This is a genomic window from Eisenbergiella sp. OF01-20 (genome assembly GCF_003478085.1).
GTDB lineage: Bacteria > Bacillota > Clostridia > Lachnospirales > Lachnospiraceae > Eisenbergiella.
This window is the reverse complement of sequence record NZ_QUES01000037.1, coordinates 16,308-36,896: the sequence shown is the minus strand read 5'-3', so window position 1 is coordinate 36,896 and position 20,589 is coordinate 16,308. Positions and strand designations below refer to the sequence as shown.

Genomic DNA, 20,589 nt, shown 5'->3' with positions numbered 1-20,589 from the left:
AAAGGAGAAATGAATGAAGCTTTGGAAAAGAATTCTGGCCGTGGCTGTGGTGGCAGCTGCCGCCGGCGTGTTACTCTATTTTGGTATCGGCAGCAACAGGCTGGCGGGTCTGGCAGAAATTCCGGACAATGCCCTGATCAGCAAACCTACAATTAACCTGTGGTATACGGATGAGGCGCTTGGGGATTATCTGGGAAGCGTCGCCCTGGATTTTTCCGAAGAAAAAAATGTCCGTGTTATTCCAAAGCTGGTTTCCGGCCTGGAGTATCTGGAAAACATAAACAAGGATTCCCTGCAGACCAATACCTATCCGGATTTATATATTATAAGTAATGACAGCCTGGAAAAGGCCAGCCTTTCCGGGCTGGCAGGCACTATACAGGACGAGGCGGGGGTGGTGACGGAAAGCAATTTTTCCCGGCCGGCCCTGGAAGCGGTGACCTATGACGGAAACCTGATTGGTTATCCCTTTTATTTTGAGACAAGCGCCCTGGTATATAACAAAACCTATATGGAGGCCCTTGCCCTGCGTTCCCTGGAGGCGGAAGCGGATGCCCTGGCCGGGGAGGAAGCTATGCAGGCGCTGGATGAAAACGGAGAGCCTCTGGAGGACGTGGCGGAAGGGGAAAACCCGGAACAGGAAAGCTTTACGGCGGATGAAGCCCGGCTTCAGGAACGGATCGATTCCATGATCCCTTCCACCATTGACAATATCCTCACCTTTGCGGACAGCTATGACGCCCCGGAACAGGTGGAAGCGGTATTTAAATGGGATGTTGCGGATATCTTCTATAATTATTTTTTTGTCGGGAATTATATTGACGTAGGCGGCCCGTCCGGGGATAATACGCAGGAAATCGATATTTATAACCTGGACGCCATCAAATGCCTGCTGGCTTACCAGGAACTGAACCAGTTTTTTTCCATCGATCCCGATGAAGTGGATTATGATTCCGTCGTCCGGGAATTTATCGACGGTAAGCTGGTATTTACCGTAGCTACCACGGATATCGTGGCGAAAATTGAGGAAGCGAAGAAAAACGGGGAGTTCCCTTATGAGTACGGGGTTACCAATGTGCCGAATATCAATGAGGAGCTGCAGACGAAGAGCCTGTCGGTTACCAATGCGGTGGTGGTAAACGGCTACAGCCAGAAAAAGGATATCGCCAATGAATTTGCCGCGTACCTGACGGTGGACAGGGCGCAGAACCTGTATGAACGGACAGGGCGGATGCCGGCCAAAAAAGGAGTGACCTTTGAGTCCCCCCAGGCAGAAGCTTTCGGCAGGGAATATGAGCTTTCCGTGCCGATTCCGAAAATGATGGCCACAAGCAATTACTGGGTGCAGATGGAAATCGCCTTTACCCGGATCTGGTCCGGGGAAGGGGTCTCCGATACCCTCAAGGCCCTCTCTGAAAAAATAATGACGCAGGTAACCGGAGAACCGTTTGAAGAGGAATTTATCGAGGAGCCTGCAGAAGAAACCGCAGGGGAAGATTATGCAGGCGAAGAAGAATAGTAACAGATCAGACCTCTCTGAACTGTTATGAAGAATAACTGTCACGGTTCAAACTTGTCCGAACCGTGACGAATAATCAGCCGGACACATGGGCAAAATGTAGGAAAGGACAGGTGCAGCGTCTGCTGTACCGGTTTCCTACGTATAAAAAGCGGAGCGCATTGTTCGCTCCCATGACAGGAGGCCCATATGATTGGTTTGATTATTGCTTTGATTTCCGGTGCGCTGATGAGTATCCAGGGAGTTTTCAATACGGAGGTCACCAAGTCGTCCAGTATCTGGGTGGCAAACTGCTTTGTCCAGTTCACAGCGCTGGTGGTGTGCCTGATCGCCTGGGCGTTTGCCGATCGAAGCTCCCTTCTGGGTGTTTTCCAGGTACAGCCCAAATACATGCTTCTGGGCGGCGCTATCGGTGCTTTTATTACCTATACCGTCATTAAGAGCATGGATATGCTGGGGCCGGCCAGGGCGGTAATGCTCATTGTGGTAGCCCAGCTGCTGGTGGCATATGTCATAGAGCTTTTCGGGATGTTCGGTGTGGAAAAGACCGGATGGGAATGGCGGAAAGCAATCGGGATGGCAGTAGCCATAGCCGGGATCGTGATTTTTAAATGGAAATAAACAAGGCGGACAAAAACAAACTTTCCCTTGTAAAACCATTGTTTTTATCTTACAATAAAAGAGCAGCGGCATACGGGGGCCTTTTCGTGTGATTGACGGAATTCCGTAATCATTGGAAAAGGAGATAACATGTCAAAATGCAGATTTACTCCAGTACTTATTACAGTACTGGTCTTTCTTTTCGTTTTAAACGGCTGCGGCAGGGGAATGGAACTACAGGAACTGACGCAGCAGCCGGAGTCCGTGCGTGATAACAGCGGAGAACCTGCACAAGAGGACGGTAAGGTGTCTGCGGAGGAAGCCGGGAAGGCTTCCGGCGCATCAACAGAGGCCGGGGAGGATAGGCAGCCTTCCCACTGCCTGGTACATATATGCGGCGCCGTGAAGGAGCCGGGGGTGTACAGCCTGCCGGAAGGCAGCCGGGTGGTGGATGCCATACAGGCGGCCGGCGGCCTGACGGAGGATGCGTCGGAAAGAGATGTGAACCAGGCGGCTGCCGTTACCGATGGTATGCAGGTTGTGGTGCCTACGCTGGAAGAAGCGCAAAGCGGCGGCTATGCGCGGAATGCACAAAGTGCAGGAAACACAGAAGACGGTCTGGTGAATATTAACACCGCGGATGTATCACAGCTGATGACACTTCCCGGAATCGGTCAGACGAGGGCGGAAGCTATTGAGGCGTACCGCCGGCAGCATGGAAATTTTCGTACCATTGAGGAGATTATGAAAGTGGACGGGATCAAGGAAGGCAGCTTTGCAAAGCTTAAGTCCAGGATTACCGTCGGATAGTAAAGAAACAGGATTTTCTGGAATTTCTTTGGAGGAACTATGGCAAAGCGGGTTTTGGTTGTAGACGATGAAAAACTGATTGTGAAAGGGATCCGGTTCAGCCTGGAGCAGGACGGAATGGAAGTCACCTGTGCCTATGACGGGGAAGAAGCCCTGGAAATGGCGAGGAATACGGAGTTTGATATTATCTTGCTGGATATTATGCTGCCGAAGCTGACGGGCCTGGAGGTCTGCCAGCAGATCAGGGAGTTTTCCAATGTACCCATAGTCATGCTTACGGCAAAGGATGATGATATGGATAAAATCATGGGGCTGGAATATGGGGCGGATGATTATATCACCAAGCCCTTTAACATCCTGGAGGTAAAGGCCAGGATCAAGGCTATCATGAGAAGGACGACAGTCAGGGATAACGCATCCAATGCGCCCAAAACGATAGTGAACGGTGATCTGCGCCTGGATTGTGACAGCAGACGTGTCTATATTGCGGGGAAAGAAGTGAACCTGACCGCAAAGGAATTTGATGTGCTGGAGCTTCTGGCGCTGAATCCCAATAAGGTATACAGCCGTGAGAATCTTCTGAAGCTGGTCTGGGGGAGCGATTACCCCGGGGATGTACGTACCGTGGATGTGCACATCAGAAGGCTTCGTGAAAAGATCGAGAGCAATCCCAGTGAACCGAGATTTGTGCATACCAAATGGGGAGTAGGCTACTTTTTCCGCGCCTGAACCCCATCCGGAGACGGCCCGGGCTTTTGTACCGGGCCGCACTTCTTATTCCTGCGGACTGTAATCCGCTGTGCTTGCTGTGCGGGGGTTTTGGACTGTAAACAATGTCAGGCTGAATAGTAGGAGCTGCCAAAATGCTTACCAGGCTTAAAGAGTTATTTCACAAAATACCTGCTCTCAGGAGCATGAAGGTTTATATATTCCTGCTTATGCTGATCATGGGGATTCTTCCCAGCATTTTTATGCGGGTGGGCATTCTCCAGAGCTATGAAGAACGGGCGGTTGACCTGAGAACCTCCGATACACAGACCCAATTCAAGATTATTGCAAACCATCTTCTGAATAATAATTATCTTCAGGACACCTCCTCAGAAGCTATCAATGCGGAGCTGGAGCAGATGTCCAATCTGTATGACGGACGCGTTATCATTATCAATAACAATTTCCGGGTTGTAAAAGATACATATAGTATCAGTGAAGGCAAGACCATGATTTCGGAAGAGGTCATCCTCTGCTTCAAGGGGCAGGGCAGCACAAAATACGATAAGAAAAACGGCTATATCGAAATGACCATACCCATCGAGGAAACCAGCTCCGGCAAGAGCCAGACGGCCTCCCCCGATACGGTGAAAAAGGACAATGCAGGCCAGGTGCAGGGCGTCATGCTTGCCAGTGTATCCACGGACAGCATAGCCGCAACGATGGAGATTCTGAACCGCAAGGCGATGATCATAGAAATCGTGATGATTATCTGTATTTTCGGGGTTGCGGTAGGGTTTTCCACCATCCTGGTGAAGCCCTTCAACCGGGTTACCCAGGCTATAACGGAGGTAAAGGACGGTTTTACCGATGAACCTATAGCCGTGCCTGATTATATCGAAACAGAGCATATCATCAATGCCTTTAACCAGCTGCTGACCCAGATGAAGGTAATTGACGATTCCCGTCAGGAATTTGTTTCCAATGTATCCCACGAGCTGAAGACGCCGCTGACCTCCATGAAGGTGCTCGCGGATTCCCTCATGCAGCAGCAGGATGCCCCGCTTGCGCTTTACCAGGAATTCATGCAGGACATTGCGGATGAAATCGAGAGGGAGAATAAGATCATCAACGATTTGCTTTCTCTTGTGAAGATGGACAAGACCGCCGCCCAGATGAACATTTCCTCGGTGGACGTAAACGAGCTGATCGAGTCCGTACTCAAGCGTCTGCGCCCCATTGCCCGGCTCAGGGATGTGGAAGTGGTTTTTGAAAGCATCCGGCCGGTAACGGCGGAGCTGGATGATGTGAAAATCACCCAGGTATTTACCAATCTGGTGGAAAATGCCATTAAATATAATAAGGAGCATGGATGGGTAAAGGTCCTTCTGGATGCGGATCATCAGTTTTTTACCGTGGAAATCTCCGATTCCGGAATCGGTATCCCGGAATCGGATTATGATCATATTTTTGAACGGTTTTACCGGGTGGACAAATCCCATTCCCGGGAAATCGGAGGTACCGGCCTGGGGCTGGCTATTACAAGGAATGCCGTGCTGCTTCACAGAGGATCGGTGAAGGTATCCAGCCTGGAAGGGCAGGGCACCTGCTTTACGGTGAAAATTCCCCTCACCTATGTAAGATAAGGGAATAGTCCGGAAGGAAGGAGGATAAACGGATGAAGGAAGCTTTTATTGGAAAAAAAACGCTGGCGGCAATGCTGCTGCTTTGCGGCACTTTGGGCCTGCTGCTTTCCGCGTGCGGGAAACCGGCGGATCAGCAGAGCGGAACGGCCTTCGACGTTTATTATCTGAACAGAGAAGAAACCAAAATTGTCAAAGAGGTTTTTTATATCGAATCCCAGGACCAGGAAAGCCAGATCCGCCAGTTAATCTCAGCCCTGGAGGCAGCCCCGGAGGATGTGGCATTAAAATCCCCGGTGGGGACCGCCTTCCGGATAACCGGTTTTCAGGTAGAGGAAGGGGGACAGCTCGATCTGGATGTGGACGAAGCCTATAAGAAACAGCCCCCCACTACCGAAATCCTGGTCCGCGCGGCGCTGGTACGGACCCTGTCCCAGGCGGAGGGAATCAATCATGTGCTCATGACGGTGGGAGGGCAGCCTCTTACGGATAATACGGGCATAACGGTAGGCCCTATGACCGCGGATGCGTTTATAGATAATGCAGGAGAAGAGATGAACACCTATGAAGGAGTGAGGCTGAAGCTGTATTTTGCCAACGAAACGGGAGACGGCCTGGTGGAAGTCATCAAACCCGTGGAATACAACAGTAATATTTCCATGGAAAAGCTGGTGGTGGAGTACCTGGTGAAGGGGCCTGATTCAGAGGACGTCTATCCGGTGATCAATCCCGGCACCAAAATACTGGGGGTAACGGTAAAGGACGGGATCTGCTATGTGAATCTGGACGAGAATTTTCTGACCCAGATTTATAATGTCACCGCGGATGTGGCAGTGTACTCCATAGTCAATTCCCTGGTAGAGCTTTCCAATGTAAATAAAGTCCAGATAGCGGTGAACGGAAAGACCGATATTGTATTCCGTGAAACCTTTAATCTGGTGAACCTGTACGAAAGAAATCTGGAACTGATAAAGACAGGAGAAAACCAAGAATGAGACGTCCTTTATGCCTGGCTATGCTGGGCTTTGTGGCGGCAGTCCGGGTTATAACGTGGGTGAAGCCTCTGCCCGCCCCATCCCCTCCGGCGGAGGACGGGCAAAGCTGTACCATCGTGGGTACGGTCCGGGATATCGTAAGCTATAAGGATATAACTACCGGCCGGCCTGTTCGGCTCGTTTATATAAAGGCTGCAGCGCCTGCTGCCAATACCATTTCACAACCCAATTCTGATTCTAATCTGTCTGCTGATTTCAAGCAGCAAATATCCGGTACAACAACAGAATACAATAAGGAAACCCAGGTGATATGCAGGCTTTCCGGAGAAGAAAGCATACTTCCGGAAATAGGGAGCAGGGTGCGTTACCAGGGGAAGGCACGTCATTTCAGAGAAGCTTCCAATCCGGGAGAATTTGATGAAAGGGCTTATTATGCCTGCTATGGAATCAGTATGCAGCTGACGGACGCACAGCTTACCGGAAGGAGCCGCGGCTGTTCCGGATTCCGGCAGTTCCTTTATGAAATCCGCTGCCGCGCCGGGGATATCCTGGATGGCATTTTACCGGAAAAAGAGGCCTCTGTGGCAAAAGCTATGCTTCTCGGAGAAAAAAAAGGGATAGACAGGGAACTTAAAAGTCTGTATCAGGGGGCGGGAATTGCCCATATCCTGGCTATTTCCGGGCTTCATATCTCTCTGCTGGGCATGGGGCTTTACCGGCTGCTCACCTTGCGCCTGTCCCGGAAAACAGCCTGTCTGCTTTCCTGCCTCGTCCTTTTTTCCTATCTGCTCATGACAGGGTTTTCCCCGTCCGCCGTTCGTGCGGTCCTCATGTTTTTCCTTTATATGCTGGCACGGCTGGCGGGAAGGACCTATGATATGCCCACGGCCCTTTCCGCTGCTGCCGTATTGCTCCTGGCGGAGAATCCCGCCTGGCTGCAGGATGGCGGCTTCCGTCTTTCCTTTGCGGCAGCGGCAGGGGCGGCTGTGGTGATTCCGGGTTTTGCCGGAATGGGCAGTGAGAGACAGCGGTACCGGCGCACACAGCAAACCGGCATACTTGCCGGCAGGCTCCGCGAGGGACTGTGCTCCAGCTTCTGTATCAGCCTGGCAACCCTTCCGGTACTCTTATCTTCTTTTTATGAATGGAATCTCCTTTCTGTTTTGCTCAATGTCCTGGTAATTCCTCTTATGGGAGTACTGATGGGGGGAATCCTTATGCTGGTGCTGGCAGGAGGCATCTGCAGCGGCCTGGGGATACCTGCGGGCACCTTTCTTTCTCTTGCCGCCCTGCCGGTGCGGGGCATCTTCTTTCTGTATGAAAAGCTGTGTCTGCTGGCACAGGGACTGCCGGGGATCTGGCATGCAGGGATGCCGCAGACCTGGCAGATCCTTCTTTTTTATGCGGGTCTTGCCCTTCTTCTTCTGACTGCAGCGAAAATCCCCAGGAGATTGGGCTGGCCTCTTGCCGCCCTGCTGTGCCTGGTTTTTGCCGTAAATCCACGGGGTGAGACCCGTCTGACCATGCTGGATGTGGGACAGGGAGACTGTATCTATATCCGGACGGAAGCGGGGAATCATTATTTGTACGATGCGGGCAGCACTTCCAAAAAGGATACCGGAACCTGGCAGGTGATACCTTTCCTGAAGTACCAGGGGGTGGATCGGCTGGAAGCCGTATTCGTGAGCCATTGGGATGAGGACCATATCAATGGACTGGAGGCCGTTTTCCAATGGGCCGCCGAAAGCGGGGTTTCCATAGGCGGTCTGGTTCTGCCGGGGGCCGGGCCGGACGGAGAAGAACCGGAAACGCTTCTGGCATGCGCCCAAACCTATGGGATTCCGGTATACCGCATGCTTGCAGGAGATCAGCTTTTTGACGGGGACGGAAGGACCGCTTTTTTATGTCTCCATCCCCGCGAGGGCGGTTTTTACAAGGATCGCAATGCCTCCTCTTTGGTGCTGAAGCTTAGTGTGGAAGGAAAACAACGTTTGACATACCCCACGGCCCCTGATGGGCAGGAAAATAAGCCGGGCTTCACCGCTCTTCTCACCGGAGATGTGGAGGAGGAAGGAGAACTTCAGATGCTGGAAGAGGACAGGGAGCTGCTGGAAAACTGTGATATCCTCAAAACAGCCCACCACGGCTCCGCCACCTCGTCGGCAGAGGCGTTTCTGGATGCGGCTTCCCCTTCCCTTGCCCTGATTTCCTGCGGGAAAAACAATACCTACGGACATCCGCACAAAGAGGTGCTCCAGCGCTTTGCGGAACGAGGAATTCCCGTGCTTATCACCAGCGGCAGCGGTGCCGTTACAATAAGGGCAAAAAATGAAAAAATTTGGGTGGAACCTTTTTGTAACGGATCAGGATGAAAGACAGCCCTTTGTGCCCTGCGGCATCCCCTTTTTTTAGACGTTGACTGAGAGACGGGAATGTGTCATGATAGGAAAGAAAGATGTTACTGGTCACGGAGTGAACAGTAACAGAAAGGCGGCCGGACGTAACCGTTCAGACGGGACGGTCACAGAGCAGCACAGCGGAAGAAAGGAGGCCTGAAATGCAGCAGCTGTTGGAAGACATGAAAAAAAAGCAATTCAGGCAGGTTTATCTACTATATGGGCAGGAGGCCTATCTGAAGAATCAATACCGGGACAAGCTGAAAGAAGCTCTTGTTCAGGATGGTGACACCATGAATTTCACTGTTTTCAAGGGTAAAAATATAAACCCCGGCGAGATTATTGATCTGGCGGAAACCATGCCCTTTCTCGCCGAAAGAAGGGTTATTCTCATTGAAGACAGCGGTTTTTTTAAGAAAGGCGGCGAACAGCTTGCGGATTATCTGAAGGAACCGGCATCCACCGTATGCATTCTTTTTACGGAATCCGAGGTTGATAAGAGAAACCGGCTGTTTAAAGCGGTAAAGGACAACGGCTGCGCCGTGGAATTTGCCACCCAGGATGAGACTACGCTGAAGCGGTGGATATTGGGCAGGGTAAAGAAGGAGAATAAAGCCATTTCTTCATCCGGCCTGGATTTTTTCCTGCAGAAGACCGGTTCGGACATGGAAAATATAAGCCGGGAAATGGAAAAGCTTTTTTGCTATACCCTGAAAAAGGATACGATTACGGAAGCGGATATAGAAGCTGTCTGCACCCATCAGGTGACCAGCCAGATTTTTGATATGGTGGAAGCTATCGCCATGGGCAGGCAGCAGCAGGCACTGAAGCTGTATTATGATCTGCTGGCACTGAAGGAACCGGCTATGCGCATCCTGTTTCTTATAGGAAGGCAGTTTAATCTTCTGCTGCAGGTAAAAGAACTGAAGGCAAAGGGCTATGACAACAGGAAAATCGGTGAAAAAACAGGGCTGCACAGCTTTATTGCGGGAAAATATGTGAGCCAGGCAGCCCGTTTCCGGAAGGAAGAACTGCGTGAAGCCCTGGAAGCCTGCGTGGGTACGGATGAGGCGGTAAAAAGCGGAAAACTGAATGATACCATGGGAGTGGAGCTTCTTATTGTCAGATACAGCTCCGGAGGCAGGACCCCGGGGCGGGCATAGCGTGTGCTTGGAAAGCGGTTTTTGCAGGAGGTGCCACACACATTGCAGGAACTGGGAAATACGGAACAGTTAGGAGAGAAAATATGAGCGGATTGATATCCATAGTTCTGTGGATTATAATTATGGCGGCCGTATCCGGTGTTTTGAAACGGAAAAGCAGCGGCGGCAGCGGGGATCAGAATCCTTATTATAACCAAACGCCGCCGGCGCCCCCGGCTTATACGCCTTCCCCGGCGCCCCAGCCCGGGATGCGGGAAATGCAATCCGGGACAGCACCGGTACATACGGGAGCAACCAATTATTCAGCGGGTACGGTACCCGATAAAAGCAGGCATGCGGGTACTAAAAATACAGCCTATTCCCCCTCACAGAAAAAGGGCGCCAAAGCGGATATGTCAACAACCGACTATCTCAGACAGAAGGCCAATCTGGACGAGGCGGATCACCGCCAGGAAAAGCAGCAGGAATTCCGGCGCGACAGATGGGAGACCGGCGGACTCCCCGCCGCAAAAAGGCTCTATGAAGGGGACAGCGTGCCTCAGGGAATGCGCCGGGTGGCCTGTTCCTATTGCGGTGCCGATAATCTGCTTCCTCAGGGAAGCGGGCAAAAGTATACCTGCTACTTTTGCAGGGAAGAATTGGAGTAAACACCCTGCTGTCAGGCGTGTATCCCGGCATGGGTGTAGATAAAAAAGTTTGGCGTCATCCGGCACATGGCGCTTCTTGCGGGAATCTGGATTTTGTTGGTGTGCTTCGGCGCACGGAAAGGAGTAAATATGGGTAAAATAGAAGAAGTAAGGGCAGAAATGGTCGCAGCTATGAAGAACAAGGATAAGGAAAGAAAGGACACCCTTTCCGCCCTCCTTGCCGCCCTCAAAAATAAAGCGATTGATAAAAGGTCGGATTTGACGGAAGCGGAAGAAAATGAAGTTATCAAAAAAGAGATCAAGCAGACCCAGGAAACCAGGGAACTGGCACCTGCAGACAGAACGGACATAATCGAGGAATGCGAAAAACGACTGGCCGTCCTGAAGGAATTTGCCCCCGAAGAAATGAGTGAAGAAGCGATCCGCAGAGAAATACAGGAGGTTCTTGCCTCTTTGGGACTCGAAGCACCTGCTGGAAAAGATAAAGGCAGAATCATGAAGGCGCTTATGCCCCGTGTGAAGGGAAAAGCCGACGGAGCGCTGGTAAATAAGCTTGTCGGGGAAGTGATACAATAAAAGAAAAAAAGCAGGGCCTTTGTGCCCCGGCGGTTCTTTCCGGATGGAAAGGGCGGCGGGGTGCAAAGGCCCTGCTTTTATCAGCCGGAATTAATAGGACAAGGCAGGAGAGAAAATGATCCGAACGATATTCTTCGATATGTATGGCGTTATAGTAAAAGAAAGCAAGGGTAATTTTATACCTTATATTTTTCAGTATTTTCCAAAGCAGGAACATGAAAGATTGGTAAGACAAATAAAAGAAGAACAGTTATTTACAAAAGCCGGAAACGGAGAGATAAGTTCAGAGCATTTTCTGACATTATTAGGATTTAAAGATCCCCAATACCATATGAAGAATTATCTGGAAAAATATCTGACATTAGATGAGGAATTTATAACTTTTGCAGAAAAATATAGTGCAAATTACAACTTTGTTTTGGTATCTAATGATATATCCGAATGGAGTGCCTATCTTACTGAGTACTACAGACTTAATAAATACTTTCGGTGTAAAATCGTGAGTGGTGATGTAAACTGCAGAAAACCGGATAAAAGAATATTCAATATTGCATTGGAAGGAAGTAAAAGCAAGCCTCAGGATTGTATTTTTATTGATAACAACATAAATAATTTAGATGCGGCAGCGGAATTGGGGATAGTTCCCATTTTATTTGACCGGGACAAAGTACTTTATAAGGGAATGATAATTAATAGTTTTGAAGAATTGGAAAAATTACTCCATAAGAGGTGACAAAATGGATGGGACTTTGAGAAACGAAAATAAATATTATACTATTTATAATTGCGATAATAATAGCTTCCCTGTTGTTGTCAGCCTTCCCCATAGCGGTACGTTTATTCCTCCGGTTATGAAAGAAAAGCTTAATGATAATATAGTATTACCCAATATGGATTGGTATCTATCTGATTTATATTCTTTTTTACCGGAAATGGGGTTTACTGTAATAATAAATGATGTAAGCAGGTATGTAATTGATCTGAACAGAAAGTGCGGGAATAATTTGACAGGAGCATACGAAAACCATCCTGTTTATAAACAAACGACGATGGGATATGAGATGTATAAGGAGGAAATAAGCGATGCGGAAATAAAAAACAGGATTCATGTAATTTATGAACCTTATCATGAGCGGCTCAGAGATTTACTTTCCCAAAAGAAAAGATGTTTTTCTAGTGCTATTTTACTGGATTTGCATAGCTTCGGATGTAATCTTGACTGTGATTTAGTTCTGGGAAACAGGTTTGGAAAAACTGCTTCGGGAAATTTTTTCGGTATTATTAAAAGAATACTGAAAAAAGAGAATTTTATTATACAGGATAATACCCCTTTTCCAGGCGGCTTTATTGTGCAGGAGCATGGTGGGCGGCTTAATTCATGTGAAGCATTACAGATTGAATTGAACTATAAGACGTATATAAATACAAGGAATTTTGGTAATGAGGAATTTCCGCAAATTAATTATGAAATCTTTGATAATACTAAAAATAAAATGCAAAGTTTTTTTAAAAATCTGCAAAGATTATATTACTAACTGGAACTCCGCCTATACCGCCGACACAGGCGGAGTTTTCAGTTCAGTTAATTTATTTGGAAATTGACGGTCTGTCCGGTGAATGGACACACCAGCTGGATAATTACCGGAAAAATTCATATTTTTTGAAACGTTTCCCCTCCCATCTGCATCTAATGAAAGAGAGACGGAATAGTATCCGTCATAAGAGGACAGACAAGCCGATGAGTCCGTATTATCGTACAGCATAAGTGCCATAATAGGCAAAAAGGTGCAGGGCGGAGGAAAATGTTTATGAGGAAAATAGTAAGAAAAAGAACCGGCCTTCTGGCAGTTACCGCAGTGTTGATGCTCATTTGCGCTTTTTTTATTACAGGGACGGTGATGAGCCAGACAAAAGACAGAGTGAGGCTGGATGAGAAATATTACATCCGGCTGGAAGAGGAATATCTGGATCGGGTGAGGGATACCCTGAAGCAGGAAGGATATTCCAACTGCGGCCTGACACTTACCTATACCAGGGATGTATCAGGGGAACGCAGCTATTTCCTGAAAATCCATAACAAACGCTTTGACAGACTGGACAGCCTGCAGAAAAAAGCCATTCTGGATCGCGTGGGCAAAGTGGAATTCGGTGTGGAAGGCTGCAGCCTTTACCAGGAATTTCTTTGAGCACTTTGGATTTGGGGAATGACATAAATATCGTTTGGGGGTATAATAAGCAAAAAAGCACGACCGGGAGAGAACCGGAAAAGCGACGGATAATATGAGCCGGAACCTTACGTGCGGACGGGAGAGAAGAATATGGAAAGAACCCCCAGGCCAAACGAAATATATCAGCATTTCAAAGGAAATCTTTATAAAGTTATCACGCTTGCAACCCATTCCGAAACAGGGGAAAGCATGGTGGTTTATCAGGCGCTATACGGTGATTTTCCGGTATTTGTAAGGCCGCTTAACCTGTTTGTGAGCCAGGTTGATCATGATAAATATCCGGAAGCAAAGGCGGAATACCGTTTTACCCTGGTACCTCAGATTCTGGGACAGGGTGGCATGCCGGAGACGGAAGCTTCACAGCCCTTTGCTCCGGCGGAGGATAAAACGGTTATGCGGAAGGCATCTGGTGAGCAGGGACATCCTGCCGCTGATATATCTGCTGCGGGACATGAAGCTTTTGCCGCAGAACAGGCTTTTCCCGGACCGGAACGGACAACTGAGGAAGCGGAAGAGGAGGAAGCGGTTTTGGATCCGCTGCTGCTGCAGTTTCTGGATGCGGATACCTATGAGGATAAGCTGAATATCATGGTTGGCCTGCACAGCCGGATTACGGATGAAATGCTGAATACCATTGCCGTATCCCTGGACCTGGAGCTGGAAGAAGGGGAACTGGAGGAGCGTTACCAGACATTGAAAAATTGTCTGATAACACTGGAAAAATATGAATGCAACCGACTCAGATAACAGCAGATAACGCCGGGAGCTTCCGGTACGGTATTGTATCCGGCGTACCGGCTATAAAGAAGACTCTGTCCTGCACCGAAGGAGGAGGACTTCATGGCATATGATTTGGACAACAGGCTGGTTATAGGCGTTTCCACAAGGGCGCTTTTTGATCTGTGCCTGGAAAATGAAATATTTGAAAAAGAAGGTGTGGAAAGCTACCGGAAGTATCAGACGGAGCATGAGGCGGATATCCTGAAGCCCGGCCCCGGATTTCCTCTGATAAAGGCGCTTCTTGCCATCAATAGGCTGCCCGGTCAGAAGGGCCGGGTGGAAGTCATCGTGATGTCAAGAAACAGCGCGGATACTTCGCTGCGTGTTTTCCGTTCCATAGAGCATTATGGGCTGGATATCACCCGTGCGGTTCTTGCAGGGGGCGCGTCCCTTGCCCCTTACCTGGAAGCCTTCCGTACGGACCTTTTTCTTTCTGCCTGTGAGGATGACGTGCAGCGGGCAGTGGATTCCGGCATTGCGGCAGGCATAATCTGCGACGGTGTGAGGGAATATGCCCGGGAGGAGGAAATCCGGCAGATCCGCATTGCCTTTGACGGGGATGCTGTCCTGTTTACGGATGAATCCGAACGGATTTTCCAGGAGCAGGGGCTTGCCGCTTTTGAAGAAAACGAACGGCGCAAGGCCGGCAGTCCCCTGGAGGAAGGGCCTTTTGCACGCTTCCTCAAAACCATTGCTGTACTGCAGCAGGAGTTCCCGCCGGATCAGACACCTATCAGGACGGCCCTTGTCACCTCCAGAAGCGCACCGGCCCATGAACGGGTTATCAGGACCCTGCGCGCATGGAATATCAGGATAGATGAAGCTTTTTTTCTGGGAGGCATTTCCAAAAAGGAGATTCTGGCTGCCTTCGGCGCCCACATCTTTTTTGACGATCAGGCGGTGCATACGGGAAATGCCGCTGCAGTGGTACCCTCCGCCAGGGTGCCATGCCGTTGCCGGAAAGAGGAGAAGCCGGAGAAAGGAAATCCGGACGTTAAGGGCGGTATAGAATAGAAAATGGGACAGTATAGAAAATGTATCGCATAGAAAAGGACAGTATAGAAAAAAGGCAGCAGGTAATTTATGAAATATGAAAATATAAAGGAAGGCATTTTTATTGAAAGGCCAAACCGGTTCATTGCCTATGTGGAAATAGAGGGAAGGCAGGAGAAGGTGCATGTAAAAAATACCGGAAGATGCAAAGAACTTCTGTACAGAGGTGTCCGTGTATATCTGGAAAAAAGCGGAAATCCGGAAAGAAAGACGGCTTATGATCTGATCGGTGTGGAAAAAGAGGGCCGCATGGTAAACGTGGATTCCGCGGCGCCGAATAAGGCAGCGGGAGAGTGGCTGGCCTCCGGAGGCCTGTTCCCGGGGGTAAAACGGATCCGGCCGGAATGCACCTATGGGAATTCCCGGTTTGATTTTTATATTGAAACGCAAGAGCATAACATATGGCTGGAGGTGAAAGGTGTAACCCTGGAAACGGAGGGAGCGGCTCTGTTTCCGGATGCACCTTCTTTGCGTGCCCTTAAGCATGTGGAGGAGCTGGTACAGGCTAAGAAAAACGGATACGATGCGGGGATCCTTTTTGTGGTACAGATGGAAGGCGTCCGGTATTTCACGCCTAACAGACAGACACAGCCGGCTTTTGCCCTGGCGCTGGAGAAGGCGGAGGCCGCCGGAGTGGGGCTGTATGCCTATGGCTGCCATGTGGCCCGTGACAGTATGGAAATCACTTATAAAATACCGGTGGTTCTGGATCCGGATAAAGAGGCAGGAGACAATCTGGAAGCTATTGCGGCTCCGCTGCTTAAATGGTATGATGGGAACAGGCGTATCCTTCCATGGAGAGAGGATCCGGCACCCTATCGGGTATGGATATCGGAAATCATGCTGCAGCAGACGCGGGTGGAGGCCGTAAAGCCTTATTTCCAGCGGTTTATGGAAAGCTTTCCCGATATAGCGTCGCTGGCTGACGCGCCCGAGGACAGGCTTCTGAAGCTGTGGGAGGGCCTGGGGTATTACAACAGGGCCAGGAACCTGAAGAAGGCGGCAGGGGTTATTATGGCCGAACATGCGGGTGTCATGCCTTCCACGGCCGGAGAACTTCTGACACTGCCGGGAATCGGCAGCTATACGGCAGGTGCGGTGGCCTCCATCGCCTATGGGGAGCCGGTACCCGCGGTGGACGGAAATGTACTCCGGGTGATTGCCCGGTACCGGGCGGATGACCGGGATATGCTGAATGCAAAAGTCAGAAAGAGCGTGGAAGAGGATTTGCTGGCGGTGATCCCCCGGGAGCGCCCCGGTGATTTTAACCAGGCGTTGATGGAGCTGGGTGCAACGGTTTGTATACCTAACGGAATTCCCAAATGCGGAGAATGCCCATGGGAAGACCGCTGCCAGGCCCACAGGCTGTCGGCGGAAACGGATTTTCCGCAAAAATCCCCGAAAAAGGAGCGTACCATAGAGAAAAGAACGATCCTGGTGATACAGGATGACGTGAGGACGGCAATACGGAAACGCCCGGAAAAGGGGCTGCTGGCGGGAATGTATGAGTTCCCTTCTGTGGAAGGACATCTCAGCCGGGAGGAGGTGCTGGCATTCCTGAAAGAAAAAGGAATGCATCCTTTACGGATAAGCAGGCTTCCTGACTCCAGACATATTTTTTCACACAAGGAATGGGATATGGTGGGCTATTGTATCCGGGTGGATGAACTGGAGCCGGTGGGAGGTTCGAAGGAAGGACTGTTGTTTGTGGAGCCTTCACGTACCGAGAAGGAATATCCGATTCCCTCCGCATATGCCGCTTATACGGACTATCTGCAAATCCGGCTGGGAAATGAGAAATTTGAAAACTCTTATCAAACGGCGGATTGATGCGGTACCCGGGCGTGGCTGCGATATGCGGGGATAAATTTGAAATGGAAGCAGCTGTGTGATACGGAACAGTTACAAATCAGCAAGGATGCGCCGGGCCAAAACGGAAAGGAAAGCCGGGGGCGCGAAACGGAGGAAGCTATGAAACTGCTGTCAATAACAATACCCTGCTATAATTCTGAAAAGTACATGCGAAAGTGCATCGAATCCCTCCTGCCGGGAGGGGAGGATGTGGAAATACTGATTGTGGATGACGGTTCCACCGATGGAACAGCCGCAATTGCGGATGAATATGCGGAAAAACACCCTTCTGTAGTCCGCGTGATCCATAAAGAAAACGGAGGTCATGGATCAGCTGTAAATACCGGTATCGAGAATGCTTCCGGCCTTTATTTTAAAGTGGTGGACAGTGACGACTGGGTGTCGGACACGGCCTACCGGGAAATTTTAGATAAGCTGACACAGCTTACCGGCGGTGAAGAAGTGCTGGACATGCTGATTGCCAACTATGTATATGAAAAAGAAGGCGAAAAGCGCAAAAAGGTAATCCGTTACCATCATGTACTGCCGGAGGATGAGCTGTTTTCCTGGAATGATGTACATCGGTTCCATAAGGGGCAGTATATCCTTATGCATTCCGTGATTTTCAGGACCAGGCTGTTAAAAGACTGCGGTCTGAAGCTGCCGGAGCATACTTTTTATGTAGACAACCTGTTTGTTTTCGAGCCTCTTCCCTTTGTGAAAAAGATGTATTATATGGATGTCAATTTTTACCGCTACTATATCGGAAGAGCGGATCAGTCGGTAAATGAGCAGGTGATGATAGGCAGGATTGACCAGCAGATCAAGGTCAACAAGATTATGGTGGACTATGTGGTGTCCAAAAAGCAATTCCTGGCTACCCACAAAAAGCTGCGTAATTATATGCTTAACTATCTGGATATTATTACCACGGTCTCTTCGATCATGCTGATTTATTCCGGTACCGAAGAGAACCTGGAAAAGAAAAACGAGCTTTGGAAATATATCAAGCAGAAGGACCCGATGGTGTTCTTCCGTCTCCGCTACGGCCTTTTGGGAAGCTATACCAATCTGCCGGGTAAGGGAGGAAGAAAAATATCCGTGGAAGGGTATAAACTCTGCCAGCGGTTTTTTAAGTTCAATTAACCAATGTATACAGAAAAAAGTGCCGGATTTCCCGGCACTTTTTTGTTCCCGGCCCATGAAAGGAAACATCAGGTCGGTTACTCCTTGCGGAGGGCCGCAAAGAAGGTGATCCAGAGGAGAAGGAACTGCAGGGCGAAACCGATCCAGGTAAGAGTGTTGTCCAGGGGAACGTAATAGATGTCCTGTATGCTCACGTTCCTTTCGTCCAGAAGAAGGCCCTGGTTCCAGAGGAGCCGGCCGCTTATCCGGGTGGTGATGAAAAGGAGGATAAAGATCAGGAGAAGGGCGAGGCGTTTGAAGCGGATGGTTCTTTTAAGACGCTGGGTGGTGTCTTCCAGTATGGCGTTTGCTTTTTCCAGGTCAATGCTGTTTTCCTGGTGGCGCTGGGCGTCCATTAATTCCACGACGGAAATGTCCAGGGCCCGGGACAGGGGGCTGAGCAGATCAATAGCGGGAAGGGAAAGGCCGCGTTCCCATTTTGATACCGCTTTATCCGTTACGTGAAGCCGATCCGCCAGCTCCTTTTGCGTGAGATTCTTTTCTGTGCGAAGCTGTCTGATAAACAGCCCGATTGCTTGGTTATCCATAGCTGATACCTCCTGTATTTGCTTTTATTGTATAGGACAGGCAGGAAAAAATCACCCGACTGTCGGTAGACAAGCGGGTGATTGGGATAAATGCCGTTATTTGATTTCGTTGTGTGCAGCTTTGGCGGCCCGTCTTGCCGTGCGGTGCTGTTTCAGGTATACGAGGACATCATAGTGATAAACCACGCCGTACATGGCGGCTGCCATAACGAAGGCTGTCAGCATGTCAAAAACAGAATGCTGCTTCAGGAAAACAGTAGCCAGTATGATGGAAACACAGAGTGCAGCGGAACCGAAGCGCAGCCATTTCTTTTTACCCAGCTGGGAATGGGACAAGGCGATATGTGCGCCCAGGGAGTTATATACATGGATGCTCGGCCACAGATTGGTGGGAGTATCGGTACGGTACAGCGATGCCACCATCTGGGTGAGGATATTGTCTCGGGGCATAACCGCCGGCCTTAACCGATGTCCGTTCGGGAAAAAGGTGGACACCAGCAGAAAGACCGTCATTCCGGTGCAGAGGAAAATCGCCGTCCTGTAGTAATCGTCCTTATTCTTGAGGGCCAGGTACAGGACAACAGCCGGTACATAAACAAACCACAAAAAATAAGGAATGATAAATATTTCATTAAACGGAATATGATCATCAACCGCCATATGGATGATTTGGTATTTCCAGATATGTCTCTGCTCCAGCCAGGAAAACCAAACCATGTAGACGAGGAAATATAAGGCAAAGGGCAATATGTGTTTATACTTTTCATAGATATTTTTCATAATAATCGCCTCATGATAAATTAATAGTAAAAACGAAGCAGCTGTCTGGTACAGCTTACTGTGATGTCGTCTGAAAGGCAGGATACCTCGCCGTCCGTATGTACCCATAGAGGGACTGTGGTATGTATCCGGACGGAACGGCCGCTGTAGCGTTCCACGCCGTCATAACGGTAGTGCTTTCCTGTAAAAGCGGTGGGGAGCACCATAAGCACCTTCCACTTGGGCACGCCGCTGACCGTACATAAATCCAGTATTCCGTCCGACGCGTCGGCGCCGGGACAGAAGTAGAATCCGCCGCCCTCATAGCAGTGGGACATACAGGCAATGAACATCAGCCGGGACAGATTCACCTTTTCGGAAGACAGCCCGTCTTTCTCCACAGTCAGCTCAGCAGCCGCATTTCCGGAGCGGATCAGCTGTTTTAACGCGATTCCCAGATAGGTCAGCTTGCCAAGTCCTATCTTGTTTAGGAAATCCTTTATGTGCGAATGCATGGCTTCCTGGCATACGCCGGCATCAAAACCAATGCCGCAGCTTACCAGAAAACGTCTGTCGTGAGGCACCGGTTTGTCCTCACGCGGCCTGCCGTCGGATTTATAAACACTATTATAATGAAGAAAGCCTACATCCATAGGCCGTTCCCTGGCGGAAGATAGTATGCGTTCCAATGCTTCGGCAGGGTCTCGGCTGATGCCGGTATCCCGTGCGAGATCATTGCTGGAACCGGTAGGGATGTAGCTGAACCGGGTCCTTTTAAAGTCCCGGATCCCCTGCACGGCTTCATTCGCCGTGCCGTCCCCGCCTAAAATAATCAGATGGATGTCCTCTCCGCCGGCCGGCAGAGAACCGGTGAGCATTTCAGCCAGCCTGACAATATCGCCGGGTCCCTGGGAAAAATAAACCTGATATGGTATCTTTCTTTCCTCAAGAATACTCTTGATCCGTTCCCAGTACTTCTGTCCCCGTCCGGAACGGGAGGCAGGATTTACCAAAAATGAATACATATGTTTCTCCCCGGCTTTCCCCATAAAACTTAATTTTCTAAGGTTGTATTGTAACAGAAAAGAAATGGCAAGTAAAGGGGCGCGGACAGGACTTAAGAAAAGA

At 49.7% G+C, this 20,589-nt stretch carries 20 protein-coding genes; 17 read left to right on the top strand and 3 right to left on the bottom strand.

From position 1 onward, the window contains the following. Positions 1-13: 13 nt before the first annotated feature. From DXA36_RS27140 to DXA36_RS27060, 17 genes are all read left to right on the top strand, one after another. Positions 14-1,519, top strand: coding sequence for a sugar ABC transporter substrate-binding protein (locus DXA36_RS27140; protein WP_118682404.1), 1,506 nt, complete (start codon positions 14-16; stop codon positions 1,517-1,519). A 189-nt stretch (positions 1,520-1,708) separates the two neighbouring features. Continuing rightward, positions 1,709-2,140, top strand: a complete 432-nt coding sequence (locus DXA36_RS27135) for a DMT family transporter (RefSeq protein WP_118682403.1) — start codon at positions 1,709-1,711, stop codon at positions 2,138-2,140. 129 nt (positions 2,141-2,269) lie between these two features. Next, entirely contained in the window at positions 2,270-2,929 is a 660-nt protein-coding gene (locus DXA36_RS27130) for a helix-hairpin-helix domain-containing protein (protein ID WP_118682402.1), read from the top strand. A gap of 39 nt (positions 2,930-2,968) precedes the next feature. Continuing rightward, complete coding sequence (locus tag DXA36_RS27125) at positions 2,969-3,658, top strand: response regulator transcription factor (RefSeq protein ID WP_118682401.1); 690 nt, start codon at positions 2,969-2,971, stop codon at positions 3,656-3,658. Positions 3,659-3,792: 134 nt separating this feature from the next. Then, on the top strand, positions 3,793-5,283 hold the full coding sequence (locus DXA36_RS27120; RefSeq protein ID WP_118682400.1) for a sensor histidine kinase: 1,491 nt from the start codon (positions 3,793-3,795) through the stop codon (positions 5,281-5,283). Positions 5,284-5,315: 32 nt separating this feature from the next. Beyond that, the gene (locus DXA36_RS27115) at positions 5,316-6,275 is read left to right on the top strand and encodes a GerMN domain-containing protein (protein ID WP_118682399.1); all 960 of its coding nucleotides are present in this window, start codon (positions 5,316-5,318) and stop codon (positions 6,273-6,275) included. Then, on the top strand, positions 6,272-8,647 hold the full coding sequence (locus tag DXA36_RS27110) for a DNA internalization-related competence protein ComEC/Rec2 (protein ID WP_118682398.1): 2,376 nt from the start codon (positions 6,272-6,274) through the stop codon (positions 8,645-8,647). The genes DXA36_RS27115 and DXA36_RS27110 overlap by 4 nt, the downstream gene beginning before the upstream one ends. Before the next feature lie 185 nt (positions 8,648-8,832). Then, positions 8,833-9,834 (top strand): DNA polymerase III subunit delta, encoded by a 1,002-nt coding sequence (holA, locus tag DXA36_RS27105; protein ID WP_118682397.1) that lies wholly within the window; start codon positions 8,833-8,835, stop codon positions 9,832-9,834. A gap of 83 nt (positions 9,835-9,917) precedes the next feature. After that, positions 9,918-10,481, top strand: a complete 564-nt coding sequence (locus tag DXA36_RS27100; RefSeq protein WP_118682396.1) for a hypothetical protein — start codon at positions 9,918-9,920, stop codon at positions 10,479-10,481. Between the two features lie 129 nt (positions 10,482-10,610). Next, on the top strand, positions 10,611-11,057 hold the full coding sequence (locus DXA36_RS27095; protein WP_118682395.1) for a GatB/YqeY domain-containing protein: 447 nt from the start codon (positions 10,611-10,613) through the stop codon (positions 11,055-11,057). Positions 11,058-11,172: 115 nt separating this feature from the next. Then, positions 11,173-11,790 carry an HAD family hydrolase gene (locus DXA36_RS27090; RefSeq protein WP_118682394.1) on the top strand — a complete coding sequence of 206 codons (618 nt, stop codon included), beginning with the start codon at positions 11,173-11,175 and terminating at the stop codon, positions 11,788-11,790. A 4-nt stretch (positions 11,791-11,794) separates the two neighbouring features. Then, positions 11,795-12,592, top strand: coding sequence for an N-formylglutamate amidohydrolase (locus DXA36_RS27085; protein WP_118682393.1), 798 nt, complete (start codon positions 11,795-11,797; stop codon positions 12,590-12,592). Between the two features lie 273 nt (positions 12,593-12,865). Beyond that, positions 12,866-13,243, top strand: a complete 378-nt coding sequence (locus tag DXA36_RS27080; protein WP_118682392.1) for a hypothetical protein — start codon at positions 12,866-12,868, stop codon at positions 13,241-13,243. Between the two features lie 132 nt (positions 13,244-13,375). Then, on the top strand, positions 13,376-14,032 hold the full coding sequence (locus DXA36_RS27075) for a DUF1653 domain-containing protein (protein ID WP_118682431.1): 657 nt from the start codon (positions 13,376-13,378) through the stop codon (positions 14,030-14,032). 93 nt (positions 14,033-14,125) lie between these two features. Then, on the top strand, positions 14,126-15,079 hold the full coding sequence (locus DXA36_RS27070) for a 5'-nucleotidase (protein ID WP_118682391.1): 954 nt from the start codon (positions 14,126-14,128) through the stop codon (positions 15,077-15,079). A 69-nt stretch (positions 15,080-15,148) separates the two neighbouring features. Further along, positions 15,149-16,948 (top strand): A/G-specific adenine glycosylase, encoded by a 1,800-nt coding sequence (mutY, locus tag DXA36_RS27065; protein WP_118682390.1) that lies wholly within the window; start codon positions 15,149-15,151, stop codon positions 16,946-16,948. A gap of 141 nt (positions 16,949-17,089) precedes the next feature. Continuing rightward, a complete protein-coding gene (locus tag DXA36_RS27060; RefSeq protein WP_118682430.1) occupies positions 17,090-18,115 on the top strand; it encodes a glycosyltransferase family 2 protein in 1,026 nt (341 codons plus the stop codon). A 77-nt stretch (positions 18,116-18,192) separates the two neighbouring features. On the opposite strand, the gene DXA36_RS27055 is transcribed toward DXA36_RS27060, so the two are convergent. The 3 genes from DXA36_RS27055 to DXA36_RS27045 all read right to left on the bottom strand — a co-directional run bounded on the left by DXA36_RS27055 (position 18,193) and on the right by DXA36_RS27045 (position 20,486). Beyond that, the gene (locus DXA36_RS27055; protein WP_118682389.1) at positions 18,193-18,702 is read right to left on the bottom strand and encodes a helix-turn-helix domain-containing protein; all 510 of its coding nucleotides are present in this window, start codon (positions 18,700-18,702) and stop codon (positions 18,193-18,195) included. A gap of 96 nt (positions 18,703-18,798) precedes the next feature. After that, positions 18,799-19,482 carry a phosphatase PAP2 family protein gene (locus tag DXA36_RS27050; RefSeq protein ID WP_118682388.1) on the bottom strand — a complete coding sequence of 228 codons (684 nt, stop codon included), beginning with the start codon at positions 19,480-19,482 and terminating at the stop codon, positions 18,799-18,801. Positions 19,483-19,502: 20 nt separating this feature from the next. After that, positions 19,503-20,486, bottom strand: a complete 984-nt coding sequence (locus tag DXA36_RS27045) for a diacylglycerol/lipid kinase family protein (RefSeq protein ID WP_182479276.1) — start codon at positions 20,484-20,486, stop codon at positions 19,503-19,505. Positions 20,487-20,589 lie beyond the last annotated feature (103 nt).